The sequence below is a fragment of the Carboxylicivirga agarovorans genome, assembly GCF_050589845.1.
GTDB lineage: Bacteria > Bacteroidota > Bacteroidia > Bacteroidales > Marinilabiliaceae > Carboxylicivirga > Carboxylicivirga agarovorans.
In genome coordinates this window covers 74,477-88,786 of sequence record NZ_JBNGPA010000006.1, presented here as the reverse complement: position 1 = coordinate 88,786, position 14,310 = coordinate 74,477, and the positions used below count along the sequence as shown (strand labels likewise).

9 protein-coding genes are annotated in these 14,310 nt (G+C 38.2%); 3 read left to right on the top strand and 6 right to left on the bottom strand.

Features of this window, described 5'->3' with window-relative positions:
- Positions 1-138 precede the first annotated feature (138 nt).
- Entirely contained in the window at positions 139-1,332 is a 1,194-nt protein-coding gene (locus ACRD69_RS08745) for a saccharopine dehydrogenase family protein (RefSeq protein ID WP_430814692.1), read from the bottom strand.
- Positions 1,333-1,645: 313 nt separating this feature from the next.
- Between ACRD69_RS08745 and ACRD69_RS08740 the strand changes: the two genes are divergently transcribed.
- On the top strand, positions 1,646-2,686 hold the full coding sequence (locus tag ACRD69_RS08740; RefSeq protein ID WP_430814691.1) for an endonuclease/exonuclease/phosphatase family protein: 1,041 nt from the start codon (positions 1,646-1,648) through the stop codon (positions 2,684-2,686).
- 84 nt (positions 2,687-2,770) lie between these two features.
- On the opposite strand, the gene nadD is transcribed toward ACRD69_RS08740, so the two are convergent.
- The 3 genes from nadD to ACRD69_RS08725 form a co-directional block, all read right to left on the bottom strand.
- On the bottom strand, positions 2,771-3,346 hold the full coding sequence (gene nadD, locus ACRD69_RS08735) for a nicotinate (nicotinamide) nucleotide adenylyltransferase (RefSeq protein WP_430814690.1): 576 nt from the start codon (positions 3,344-3,346) through the stop codon (positions 2,771-2,773).
- Positions 3,343-3,936: a guanylate kinase gene (gene gmk / locus ACRD69_RS08730; RefSeq protein WP_430814689.1), complete on the bottom strand. Its 594-nt coding sequence runs from the start codon at positions 3,934-3,936 to the stop codon at positions 3,343-3,345. The genes nadD and gmk overlap by 4 nt, the downstream gene beginning before the upstream one ends.
- 124 nt (positions 3,937-4,060) lie before the next feature.
- On the bottom strand, positions 4,061-4,936 hold the full coding sequence (locus ACRD69_RS08725) for a YicC/YloC family endoribonuclease (protein WP_430814688.1): 876 nt from the start codon (positions 4,934-4,936) through the stop codon (positions 4,061-4,063).
- 247 nt (positions 4,937-5,183) lie between these two features.
- Between ACRD69_RS08725 and ACRD69_RS08720 the strand changes: the two genes are divergently transcribed.
- Together ACRD69_RS08720 and ACRD69_RS08715 are read left to right on the top strand one after the other, a co-directional pair.
- A complete protein-coding gene (locus ACRD69_RS08720) occupies positions 5,184-6,560 on the top strand; it encodes a fasciclin domain-containing protein (RefSeq protein ID WP_430814687.1) in 1,377 nt (458 codons plus the stop codon).
- Positions 6,561-6,704: 144 nt separating this feature from the next.
- Entirely contained in the window at positions 6,705-7,589 is an 885-nt protein-coding gene (locus ACRD69_RS08715; protein WP_430814686.1) for a MerR family transcriptional regulator, read from the top strand.
- Between the two features lie 716 nt (positions 7,590-8,305).
- Here ACRD69_RS08715 and ACRD69_RS08710 read toward each other — a convergent pair.
- Together ACRD69_RS08710 and ACRD69_RS08705 are read right to left on the bottom strand one after the other, a co-directional pair.
- On the bottom strand, positions 8,306-9,685 hold the full coding sequence (locus ACRD69_RS08710; protein ID WP_430814685.1) for a hypothetical protein: 1,380 nt from the start codon (positions 9,683-9,685) through the stop codon (positions 8,306-8,308).
- Positions 9,686-10,116: 431 nt separating this feature from the next.
- On the bottom strand, positions 10,117-14,202 hold the full coding sequence (locus ACRD69_RS08705; protein WP_430814684.1) for a hybrid sensor histidine kinase/response regulator transcription factor: 4,086 nt from the start codon (positions 14,200-14,202) through the stop codon (positions 10,117-10,119).
- Between the last annotated feature and the right edge of the window lie 108 nt (positions 14,203-14,310).

The following is a 14,310-nucleotide window of genomic DNA, read 5'->3' as shown; positions in this document are numbered from 1 at the left end:
GATCGTTAAGGAAGCCAATAGAGTTTCTGATGTAATAACGGAATGCAATTGGTATAAACTTCAATCGGGTATCCGGATTAATGCAGAAAAAAAGCTGCCCGTAATGGACAGCTTATTTTAAATGCTACACTTATTAGATTAGAGTTCAATATCTACATCATGTTGTTCGATCCAGGGTAATCCTAGCTTGTTCAATTGCTCCATAAAAGGATCAGGATTAAATTCTTCAACATTGTATACACCTGCTTTTTTCCATAAACCCTGCAAGTACATCATAGCACCGATTGTTGCTGGTACCCCTGTTGTGTAACTGACTCCCTGGGCTCCGGTTTCGTTATAAGCATCCTGGTGTTTACAGTTATTATAGATATAATACGTTTTTTCTTTTCCATCTTTCAAGCCTCTGATGCGACAGCCTATAGATGTTTCACCAGTATAATTTTCACCGAGGTCACCCGGATCTGGCAATACGGCTTTCAGAAATTGAATAGGAACTATTTCTTTTCCTTCGTACATGATCGGTTCAATTCCTGCCATTCCAATATTCTGTATCACTCTCAGGTGGGTTAAATACTCCTGGCCAAAGGTCATCCAGAAACGTGCTCGTTTCAATGAAGGGAAATTTTTGGTCAGTGATTCCAGTTCTTCATGATAAATCAAATATGATTCACGTTCGCCAATATTTGGATAGTTAAGAGCTTTATGAATTTCATGTGGCTCAGTTTCTACCCACTGACCATCTTGCCAGTATTTTCCTTTTTGGGTTACTTCGCGAATGTTGATCTCAGGATTGAAATTGGTAGCAAAGGCTTTACCATGGTCACCACCGTTACAATCAACAATGTCCAGATACTGAATCTCATCAAAGTGATGTTTGGCAGCATGTGCAGTAAAAATACTTGTTACACCCGGATCGAAACCACAGCCTAATATAGCAGTGATACCAGCATCCTTAAACCTGTCCTGGTAGGCCCATTGCCATTTGTATTCAAATTTAGCTTCATCTATCGGCTCGTAATTGGCAGTGTCCAAATACGCTGTTTTGGTCTCAAGACAAGCATCCATGATAGTCAGATCCTGATAAGGTAATGCTACATTTACTACAATGTCAGGTTTAAACTCATTAATGAGTTCTACCAGTTCAGGAACATTATCAGCATCAACCTGAGCCGTCTGAATGCGATTTCCACCAACGCGCTCTGCAATAGCATCACACTTGCTTTTTGTGCGGCTGGCAAGCATAATTTCAGTAAAAACAGAAGGCAGTGAAGCCATCTTATGAGCAACAACGGTACCAACACCGCCAGCTCCAATGATTAAAACTTTACCCATTTTATAAGATATAATAAAACGTAACGTACTGTTATATTGATGATAATAGATGATGCGCAAGTGACTTTGGCATCAGTGCAAATTGACAAAAAAAACGGAAAACTATCAATAGCTTATTAGAATATTATTTGATGATTTTAATAAATAATTAATTTGTATTTAATTAATTATCAACTAGACCAATAGGTCTAGTTGGTGGTTGGTTTAGTTTGTTAATGTAATATTAAAGTATTGAATATTAGTGTTTGAAGTTGTGTTTTTAAAACTATAATTTGTACTTTTCGGCTGTCAAACAAAATAGAATATGTTAATAGTGAGATTTGTATTTGTTTTAATTGCTTCGGTATGCCTTTTGTCTTCGTGTTTTTTGACCGGACAAAAGGCAGGTGAAACAACTGAGCCTGTTGTTATCGGTTTTTACAACCTGGAGAATCTTTTTGATACCATTGATGCACCTGAGGTCAGGGATGAAGAATTTACTCCAGATGGAAAGAAAGCCTGGAATACACAACGCTATGAAGATAAATTGGCCAAAATGTCTTCAATTATTAGTGTGTTGGGAGATACGGTAGCAAATCCAGGTCCGGCCGTTATGGGTTTGTGTGAAGTTGAAAACAGAGGCGTTTTAGAAGATTTGATAAATCATCCGAATTTAAAAGCATATAATTATCAGATAGTGCATCAGGATTCACCGGATAAGAGAGGTATCGATGTTGCTTTGTTGTACCGCCCAAATTATTTTAAAGTGGATAATGTTGATGCACTACCTCTTTATATATACGACCAGGAAGACGGGGACAGGATATATACCCGCGATCAATTACTGGTGACCGGGCGAATCAGGGATGAACATTTTCATATTATAGTAAATCACTGGCCTTCAAGGTATGGAGGTGAGGAGAGAAGTCGTCCGTCGCGTAAAGCGGCAGCGCAGTTAACCCGATCGGTAGTTGACTCATTGCTTACTATTAATAAAGATGCCAATATCATTGTGATGGGTGATTTAAATGATGATCCGCATAATGTTAGCGTGAAAGATGAGTTGCGTGCAGTGGTTAAAAGTGAATTAAGTGATGCCGATTTATATAATCCCCTGGCAGAACAGCATAAACCCGGTGTAGGAACTCTTTGCTATCGGGGTAACTGGAATATGTTTGACCAGCTTATTATATCGCAAAACCTGCTAAATAAAACAACTGGCCTACGTTATCAGAATGCATTTGTGTATGATGCTGAACAATTGCGCCAGCAGCAGGAAGGGAAATATAATGGATACCCTTTCAGAACCTACGTGGGGAACAGGTATTTTGGCGGATACAGTGATCACTTCCCGGTTTTTATCGTCTTGGAATAATATTTATTAGTTTATACCTTTAGTTATGGATGAATGGTCGGATTGCAAAAGTGCTTTCCGGCCATTTCCTATTATAGGCTAAAATTATTGGTATAACTTGTGCTGTTTGATGTACTCAAAGGCGGCTTCCGGAATAAGGAAAGGAATCATTTTGCCCGCTTTGATCCAGGAGCGAATTTCCGTGGAGGCTAATTCAACCAGTGGGGCATTAGTTAATTTACAATTGGCTGGTAAGTCTTTCTCTTTTATAGTATAATTACGACGTGGGTATACTAATAAACGGCTGTTTTTAATTATCTCATCCGCAGCCTTCCATTTGTTGAAGTTCAATATATTATCGGCTCCCATTATAATGCTGAACCGGCAATTGGCGTGCCTGCTGTTAAGTGCTTTAAGGGTGTCAATTGTATAGGAAGGAATGGGTAGACTTAACTCAATATCCTCAACACGATAGTTTTCCTGTTTTTTTGTTGCCCGGCGAACCATCTCAACCCGATGTTCCGCACCTAATAAGTCATCTGTTTTTTTGAATGGATTTTGTGGACTGACCACAAACCAGATTTCATCAAGGTCTTCAAAGGCAAGCATGTAATTGGCTAACGCCAGGTGCCCAATGTGTATGGGATTAAATGAACCAAAAAACAAGCCTACCGATCTCATTTTCCCAGAAAATTAAGAAGAGCTTTCTCTGTTGATTCAAGCGCCTGTTCAAGGTTATCGTTTACAATTACCTTATCAAATTCAGCTGCATAAGCCAATTCTTCTTCAGCTTTTGCAATGCGCATTTCAATCTTTTCTGCAGAGTCTGTTCCCCTGTTTACAAGACGTTTTCTCAATTCCTCAATTGATGGAGGCTGAACAAATATGCTCAGTGCTTTATCGCCATACATTTTTTTTATATTAACGCCTCCAACTACATCAACATCAAAAACGATATTGTTACCTACAGAACAAATACGATTAACTTCGCTTTTTAAGGTGCCGTAGTAATTGTTTTCATATACTTCTTCCCATTCTAAAAAGTCACCTTTTGCAATTTTATCTCTGAACTCATCGGGGGATAAGAAGTAGTATTCAACACCATTTTTTTCCTCGCCCCGGGGAGCCCTGCTGGTTGCAGAAATAGAAAATTCAAGATTGAAACCCTTTTTTAACAGAGCTTGAACAATGGTGCTTTTACCGGAGCCTGAAGGCGCTGAGAATATGATCAGTTTACCTTCTTGTTTAGTGTCACTGTCACTTGTTTGCATGCAGGAATTTTTCACTTGGGGGTGTATTCTTAATAGTTGTTGATTAGTGTATTAATTCAGTATATTTTTTGAGCCAGATGCCATTACTACTAACTATCCGGCTCTTGAAATTCTTTGTATATCGCTAAAGTACGTTTAATATTTGCTCCTTGATCTTCTCCAATTCGTCTTTCATGCGGATCACGATCTTCTGCAAGTCAGCATCATTGGCTTTTGAACCAAGTGTATTGATTTCACGACCAATCTCCTGGGTAATGAATCCAAGTTTCTTACCAACCGGTTCGTTGGATTCGATGGTTTCCATAAAGTAATTAAGGTGATTACTCAAGCGCACCTTCTCTTCAGTCACATCTAGTTTTTCTAGGTAAAAGATGATCTCCTGTTCAAAACGATTCTCATCTATTTTATTACTTTGCCCAAGCTCTTCAAGGTTTTCACGAATGCGATTTTTGATTTTATCAATGCGCTGTGATTCGTATTTTGGAACTTCATTCAAAAGGTCTCCAATCATTTTAATCCGATCCTTAATGTCAGATTCGAGTGCCATGCCTTCGCTTCTTCTGAACTCTGTAATGTCTTTGATAGCATCCTTTAATGTAACAGTGATAGCTTTCCATTCTTCCTCGTCCAATTCAGCCAACTCAACCTTTACGGTGTCTGGCAAAGGCATAATGACTTTTAAATAATCGGTAGAGTTATCGAGTCCAAGATTGGAAGCAATAGTCTTCAACTGCTCATGGTAATTGGCAATAACCTGCTGATTGACCTTTGTTATTTTGTCAGAAGTGGCAGCCTCAACATAAAAGCTAAGGTCTATTTTTCCTCGTGATAGGCGCTTGCCTAATAAACTTCTTACTTCAATTTCTTTTTCCCGGTACAAGTTAGGAAGACGTGTATTAAGGTCTAGTTGCTTGCTGTTTAGTGATTTAATTTCAATGCTTATTTTTTTGTTTGGGAGCTCGCATACGGACTTCCCATAACCGGTCATCGATTGAATCATAAGTTTCTGGTATTACAAGTAAAGCGCAAAGGTAATCTTTTTCCAGTATTTGGCTAAGTAAAATGCAAAAGGCAATTTTCATGAAAAAGTTTTGTCTAAATAATATTCGTAAACATCAAACAATCAAGAGTTATTATTTAGAATATCAAATAATGACTAAGAAAAATATAAAAAGATTAAACAAAAATACTCCATGCAGAGTTTACCTTTCAAATCACCTTTTAAAAACCATTTAAATATTAAGGACATGAAACGATTTATTGACATTTTTGGAAGAAACCTTTGGGTAATGATGCTTTTACTTGGTTTAGCTTTTGTAAACGTATCTTGTGACGACGACGACGATGATGATTCAGGCGATGAAAATCCTATGCCAGTTGAAACGATGACTATTACAGATATTGCTGCCGGCAATGCCGATTTCAGTATTCTGGTTGCTGCTCTTCAAAAAGTGGGCTTAGATGACGATTTAGCTTCAGAGAGTAGTGAATTTACAGTGTTTGCTCCTACTAATGCTGCATTTGGAGACTTGTTAACAGAACTGGGTGCATCAGGTCTTGATGATATTCCCAATGATGTGTTGACAAGCGTACTGCTCTACCATGTGGCATCAGGAACAAAAATGGCTTCAATGATTGAAACAGGTTATTATTCATCATTGAGTGATGGCCCGATGGATGGTTATGGCCTGTCATTTTATGTGGACATGGAAACAACAATGATCAATGGCAGGGCCAAAATTACCGCCACTGATATCAAGGCTGACAATGGTGTAATTCATGTTATTGACAAAGTCATTATGCCAATGACAATTACTGATCATGCCATTGCGAATCCAGCATTCTCATCACTTGTAGCAGGTGTTACTAAAGCTGGTTTGGCAGAAGCATTAAGCGATGATGATGCCTCATTTACTGTATTTGCTCCGACAAATGATGCTTTTGCAATGTTCTTTACTGATGCTGGTATCACATTGGATGATCTTAGTGCGGAAACTTTAAGTTCAGTTATTTTATATCATGCTCTTGGAGATTTTGTGCCGGCATCTATGGTAGAAGCAGGTTATTTCCCTACTTTAAGCACAGCCTTTGAGAGAAATATAAGTGTTAAGATTGAAACAGAGGGCGGCGTGTTTTTAAATTCTGATTCAGAGGTTGTTGCAACCAATGTTGTTGCTACAAACGGAGTGATACATGCCATTAACAAGGTAATCATGCCTCCAAGTGTGGTGGATATTGCTATCGATAATTCAGATTTCTCAATTTTGGTTGAAGCTGTTGTTAAGGCAGAATTGGTTGATGCCTTGTCAGGAGACGGTCCGTTTACTGTATTTGCACCTACCAATGCAGCTTTTGAAGCATTATTTTCAACGCTTGGTATTTCAGGTATTGCCGACTTGACCAAAGAAGACCTGACACCAATTTTACTGGCGCATGTTGTTAGTGGTAACGTAGCTTCAACAGATTTAAGCAACGGTAATGTACCAACTTTAAATGATCAGAAAACACTAGCTATAAACATTGACAGCGGAGTATCAATTGATGGTTCAATTAATGTAATAGCAGCGGATGTACAAGGTAAAAACGGAATAGTTCACGTTATTGACAAGGTGATTGTTCCTTAATAATCGGCTCTGACGTTGAGCTTGAGGGGGCATGTGATGTGTCCCCTTTTTTTGTTACTTAATTATGCAGATTTGCTGAACATTATTTGCTGAATAAGCGTTTAACGTTCAATTAATGAAAGAAGGACAATAGAGAAACCACATATGGCATTTTATTCAATCAAAGATTTAGAAAAAATTTCAGGTATTAAAGCCCACACTATCAGGATTTGGGAGCGTCGCTACAATCTGATTGAACCACAGCGTACCACTACAAATATCAGATTTTATAACGATGATGACTTAAAACGCATTTTAAATGTGTCGATACTGAATCAGAACGGCTATAAAATATCGAAGATTGCCACAATGTCTGAAGCCCAGTTACGCGAGCGTGTTATAGATTTGTGTCTGGATACACGAAACACAGATGTACAGATCGAAAGCTTACTGGTTGCCATGCTTGAAATGGATGAGTATAAATTTACCAATGTACTGACTAACTCCATTATAAAACTTGGTTTTGAGTCTACTGTTGAAACAATATTATTTCCTTTCCTCGATAGAATTGGCATATTGTGGCAGGCCGGCACAATAAATCCTGCCCAGGAACATTTTATATCTAATCTTATTCGTCAGAAGCTGATTGTTGCCATTGATAATGAAATGCAGAATTTTGTTCCAAAAGCCAATAAATCAATTGTCTTTTTCCTGCCTGAGAATGAGCTGCATGAGATTGGTTTATTATTTTATAGTCTGATCGCCCGTAAAGAAGGCTATAATGTAGTTTATCTTGGTGCTTCCGTTCCTGTTGAAGATTTAAAGGTAGTGATAGATGTTAGAGGGGCAGATGCCTTGTTTACCTCACTGGTGGCTGCACGTAAGAAAGATGAGCTTGAGCAACTAATGACTGATATTGTTGACTGTATTCCAAATATTCCGGTTTATATAACAGGATTACAGATCAGGGAAATGCAGCCAAATGTTCCTGAATCCTGCAAAATCATTAGTTCATCCAACGAATTTAAAGAGCGGGTTAGTGAACTGTAAATCCAGATTCATTTTCATACTAATTTTTCGGAATAACAGATTACAAAGACATATCCAGGCTAATTCATTAGCGGATAACTAACGGTGTTTTTTCCGTAATCGTGCATGAAAATGCGCAAGTTTTGTAAACACAACTGATCCTGATAGGTCTGCTGTTGTTTTAAACGACTCATGATCTGTTATAGTGTTCTTCCCATTATAATGTTCAGTTTTCTGTGGGTATCGATTCCAAAAAGCGACAATAGCTCCCGGCTTGCAATAAACAGTATGTAACATATGGTGCAAACAAAAGGATTTTCACCAGCGATACTAAGCTGGTTTTACCGCACTATTCAAAACGTACCTGCTTAGGCCCATATAGGGGGCTTCTTCGGGATCAACCTCGCCGGGAGCGAGGTTGATCCGAAGCGGTTCCGAAGAAATACCGAAGGAAGGTCGAAGACTTACCGAAGACATCTGCAAGAGTGTGGGGTGAAAATTCGAGATGAAAATGAGCTCTGAAAGAGGTAAAGGATTGGGAAAGTCTTGTTGTTAAGTTAAATAGATTGTTAGTTAATTACCGGTAAGCATAATTGTTAGTTCCGACAGAGAGACATGCCTGATGAATTAAATAACCATTGAAGGGTTGGTTGCCTATCATTTATTGCATGTACCTATTAGAATAAAAAAAGTCCATCGTAAAACGATGGACTTGAAATTATTAACGTACAATTAATTTACTCTTGCCAGATCAAGGCTCGTTTCAGGTAATAGTCATACAGAACTGTATATGTACCAGCCTGATTTTTGAATTTCAAATCCTTGCTGCCATCACCCTCTTTAATTTTCACCCAGCTAACAGGGGCTGTAACCTCTTGCTCGCTCACATCAAAGCCGGCGTCATATGGTCCCCAGCCATCTGTTTGTCCTATAAATTTAAGACTTACATCGTCACTAAACTCGAGTCCTTCAATCAAAAAGATGTGTTCGCCATAGCCATATGGATTTTGAGTCATTGGTATGGCTGCTTCAGTATTCCAGTTCAAATCAGGGTAACCAGGGTAGCCGTTACCAACAATATACATTTCCGTTCTTGGAGTAACAACATCGGTGATATCTTCAACCGAATACTGCATGATGTAAGGATTAAATCTTACTTTCTTATAGGCAGGATTTGCACCATTAGCTCCCAGCAAAATAGTTGCACTACTTTCATCATTCAACATACCTTTTGAAGGATCTGCCTGATCGATCAATCCCCAGTTGTCAGGTGCCCAATCAAGCTGACCTAAGAATTTAAGTTGTTCATATTCTCCATCCCAGCAATGAACAGGTACTTCAAACCATTTGTCATCATTCGTGTCCTGATCCATAGGGAATGCCAGTTGAGGACTCCAAGGCCACCATTGGAAGCCACCTGCTATGTAGATGTTTTCATACACAATGTCATCACCCGAAAGGTTAACTTTCATAGGCAATGTAGTGGTGCGGTTTGCTATATTAAGCACGTCGATACTACCATTGTGCATTTTCATTTCTGATGCTAACGGAATTGTATAGGTGTAATTCAGGTCATAACTTGTTGGGTTATCATTCAACTCAATAGTGTGCTCTAACCCAATACCTGCATTAACAAGTGATATACTTGTTAAGCCCTGATCGTCTGTAATAGTACCTTCAAACACAATTTCATCACCGGGTAAGCCAGTAAAATCGGTGTTGACATCAACCGATGGAGGCGTAGCAACATCAACTTTTGTTATAAATGTTTCTGTTGCACCGCCAAGTGTTTCTGCCGATATGGTAATGTCATATACTTTTAAAGCGGCATCTTGAGGTAAGGAAAATTTATATTCGAGAAAGTATTGAGTAACATGATTGGCAAATACAATTTGCTTATCAAGCATTATTTCCTCGTTTGAAAGTGAAATATTTAAAAAACCGGCCTCGGCATTGAAGGTGCCTTCAAAAACAATTTCATCACCTGGTTCAGCTAAAATATTAGCAGTTACATTGTCAGCTGTTGGTGGTGTTCCTGATTTCTCATCATCATCGCAGGCCATCAAAAATGTGGCGCATAAAACAATGGCAAATGGTATCTTTAGTAATGATTTCATCTGTAAACTTTTTAATGGTCAGATAAAACGCACCCATGAATGCAATTTAAGTCGCAGAATGTTTCTTATTTGATTCATTGGTGGGTTTCATAAAACTGAATTTTTAACGATTACTTGTTAATTGACTTTTAGGCACTAACAAATTTATCGCATTAGCTTTTTTGGACCGGGTTGCTGAATGTCCATTTATGAGGGAGAATTTGTTCGAATGTAATAAATATTTGTAAGGTGTATATAATCAGTTGTTTGTAGTTTGTTGTTGATTGAGCTGAATTGTGTTTGATTCACATTAAAGGGCAGTATGGAACAAATTACCCCTTATACCGGTTGTGAATCAAAAGGAATGATAAAATCAATCTGTGATTCTGTTTCGGCATTTACCCATAATATAAGCAAAATGCCTTATCAGTCATTTTGTTATTGATATGGTATTATTTAAATTCAGATGGGTTTTTACCCATTTGTTTTTTAAAGCTTTCCCTGAAATATTTTAAGTCGTTAAAACCTATATAAAAGGCTGCTTCTGAAACATTCATCCCCTCAGTAATTAATTGGGCACTTTTTTTGATTTTTACACTACGTACAAAAGCGTTAATTGACATACCTGTGAGACTTTTTATCTTGCGGTATAAGGTAGTACGACTAAAACCCAATTCCGATGCCAGTTCAAAAACAGATACTTCGCTTGTAAGGTAATGTTGAAGAATATAGTTTTCAATATTCATTAAGAAATCAATCTCTTTCGGATGTTCTTTCATTAATTCTGATTGGTCGTAATCACTACCTTTATTGGTTGAGAAGTAATGGTACAGTTTAATGCGGTTATCTAAAATAGTTTTTATGCGCGCCTGCAGGATGCCAATTTTAAAGGGCTTGGAGATATAGTCATCGGCGCCGGCATTCAGCCCTTCGATCTCATCATTTGTTGTGCCTTTAGCTGTTAGTAAAATGATTGGGATATGGCTGGTTTTAACATCGTTTTTCAGAACGTTACATAATTCAGTTCCATCGAGCTTGGGCATCATAATGTCTGAAACAATCAGGTTGGGACTGTATTGTTTAGCAAGTTCAATACCTTGTTCTCCGTCGGTGGCGGTTATGATTTTATAGTCTTTACCAAGCTTTTCGCAAAGTAGTTCAAGTATTTCCTCATTGTCATCCACCAATAAAAGCACTTGTTCATTGTCCCTGATTTCTATCATTGATGACAAATTGATTTCAGGAATATCACCGGTTTCTGATTGAACGCTTTCTGCTATCTGATCGCTACTAAAATGTTTATTACCTTTTAAGAAATGAATACTAAAGACAGCGCCCTTACCCGGTGAACTATCTACGCTAATAAGCCCGTGATGCAGGTTCACCAGAGATTTGGTTAAGGCCAGACCAATTCCAGTATTAGTTGATTCATTTTCGAGCTTGTAATAGCGTTTGAATATTTTGTTTTGAATGTTTCGGGGAATGCCCTTACCTGAGTCCTCAACTTTTAAGATAATGTGTTCGTTGCTTTCATCAATACTTAAGATTATCTGGCCGTTTGATGGAGTGTGTTTAAAAGCATTGGAAAGCAGATTGTTTAATATCATTGAGAATTTATCAATGTCTACCCACAGGCTTAACGAATTGATGGGCAATTGTAACTTCAGGTTCACCGAGTTATGTTTGGCCATTTCACGAAAACCCTGTAAAAAATCGCTTAAGTAAGCATTGAGGTTAACTTCGCTTACTACCAGACTGGAAACACCAGTTTCGACTTGCCTGAACTCAAGTATTTTATTGACGAGTTCAATTAAGCGGTTGGAGTTGTTTAAAGCAACATCAATAGGTTTTTTAATTCTGGGATTGGTGGTTTTAAAGATGCTTAACTCCTCCAGGGCAACATTAATGATCGTCAATGGTGTGCGCAGTTCGTGTGAAATATTTGTAAAGAATTCTAAGCGTTCATCATGTAGCTTACCCTCTTTTATGCGAAGTTTTTGTTCGTATTTGAGTCGGTTTCTGATTTTATATTGTTGCACCCTGTAGCGGAAGATGCCAATAATGATTAGTGCCAGTAATATAAAATAAACAACAAAGGCGATTTTTGTTTTCCAATAAGGAGGCTTCATATGAATCTTAAGGATTGCTTCATCGTTTTGTTGATCCATTTTGTTGGTTGACCTTACTCTGAACTTGTAATCACCAGGAGGCAGGTTTCTGTATGTCACTGATTTGTCAGAACCATTAATGCTCCAGGCTTTATCATATCCTTCCAGTATATAATGGTAAGTGTCATCTATTGAAGTTGGATATTTTACCGATTGAAAATCAATGGTAAAGATGGTGTGTTGATGGTTTAGCCAAATATCAGGCTTATATTCGATGCTTCGGTCAATTATTTTTTCATCGCCAACTAAAACATTCTGGTTGAGTACTTTCAGGCCAGTAAAACGTATGTTGGATCGTTTTTCATTGGTATCAAAATCATCTGGTGTGAACAGATTAACACCTGTTATCCCTCCAAATACAAACAAGCCTGACCGGGTGACGATACCAGAGCCATTGTGGAATTCTTCTGATTGAACGCCTTGATTCCAATCATAATTTATGAATCTTTCAGAGGCTTTATTAAATTGTGAAATGCCGCTGTTGGTGCTCATCCACAGGGCATTGTCGTTGTTTTTAAGGATTTTGTGTATTTTGTTATTGCTCAGACCTTCTTGTGTTTGATAAGCTTTAAACGTTTCATTCTGAGTGTTAAAGTAGCATAAGCCAGTGTTGGCTGTTCCTACCCAGATATTATCATCACTATCGGCCATTAGTGTAAATATCACCTGGGGACTATTACTGCTTGTAGTTTCAGGATTATATTTTTTTACTTTACGATTGATGAGGTTCAGGCTGATTAAACCATCTCCATAGGTTCCTATCCACAATGTATTTTTGATTTTTAGTATGGCTCTTACATCCTCACTGGCTATCACCGGATGCTGTATAAAACGATCATTTGGCCTATCGTATTGGCAAATTCCACCCTGGTTCAGTCCGGCCCAAAGAACCTGCTCATCATCTTCGTATAAACACCTGATATCATTAACCGGAATCCCCTGAGGTGCCTGATATCTTTTAAATGATTGTTTTTCAGGAATAAAACGGTTGAGACCTCCTTCGTATGTACCTAACCATATGGCACCTGTGTAATCAGTACAAGCGCTTATAATGGCATTGTCAGAGATAGATGTTGGCCTGTTTTCGTCGTGTTTATAATGTTTGAATACGCCCTTTTGCTTTGACCAAACATTCACACCATCTCCATCGGTTCCCAACCATAGGTTACCTGTTTGATCTTCAGTAATGCCCCAGACTTTATTATAGGATAATGAATTACTGATACCTGGTTGATGCTGCAGCATTGAAAACCGATTTTTTCTATTCTCAACATAGTTAAGACCACCACCGTGTGTACCAATCCAAACATCTTTGTTATTATCTTCAAAAATGCTCAGAACCGTTCGGTATGATAAGCTGCCTTTCTGATAATTGGACGTATACTTTGAATACCGCGCTTTCGTGCCATGTCTGAGGATGTCATTACAGTTGGTGATGGATAATCCACCATCTCGTGTTCCAATCCAGAGATTGTTATAACTGTCTATATGAAGAGCAATAACATCATTATCAGGCAGAAAGTTTGAATTCTTTTTAGTATGGTAGAAATGTTCAACCTGCCGGGTTTCCAGGTTGAGGTATGATAAGCCTTGTTTTGTGCCGATCCAGATACCGCTATTGGCATCTAAAGCAAGTGTATTCACATTTACAGGAGCAACAGGGGCATTGGCATATTTCTTGAAATCTTCATTTGCCCAGGTGCTCAGATTGAAGATGTCCACACCAGCATCCCAATAGCCTATAATTAATAGTGAATCTTCATATAATTCAAGGCTGCTGATGCGGTCTGAGGAGAGAGGTGCTTTATTGCTTAATTCATTAAACAGGTAACTAAAAGTTTTATCATCCTTTTTTTTATAACTAATGCCTGAATAGTATGAGCTTATATATATGTCGCCGGCACTGGTTTCAACAATATCAGTAGGAGAATGGTCAATAATACCCCCATTTTCATGTGCTTGGATACGATGCATCTTTTGATGTTTCAGATCAAATAAATCCAAGCCATGCGCTGTCATAATATATAAGTTGCCTTGCTGATTAAGAAATAGATTTTGAACATTGTTGTCTGAGATAGTATTCGGATCGTTGGGCGTTGACTTAAAGATCTTGAAGTTCTCTCCATCATAGCGACACAATCCATCATTGGTGCCTATCCAGATAAAATCAAGTGAATCCTGAAGTATAGTGTTAATGGAACTGCCGGGCAAGCCATCTTTCATGCGCAGATTTCGAAAGTACAGGCTGTCGGTTGCCAACTGGGCAGCTATTGAATGAGTGGATAAAAGTATGATAAAGAGAAGAAGAGTCCTCACAACGATTTTTATTTCAAAAGTAACTAAAATACCTTTTAATAAAGGTGAGCCCATGTGAGGAGGGTGAGGGGTTGATTAGTCTTTGAGAGGGGCAAATTGTTCAGATATAATCAAAATTCTTTAATGTGAACAAAAGGACTTTGTTAATGGACAATTTGCCTA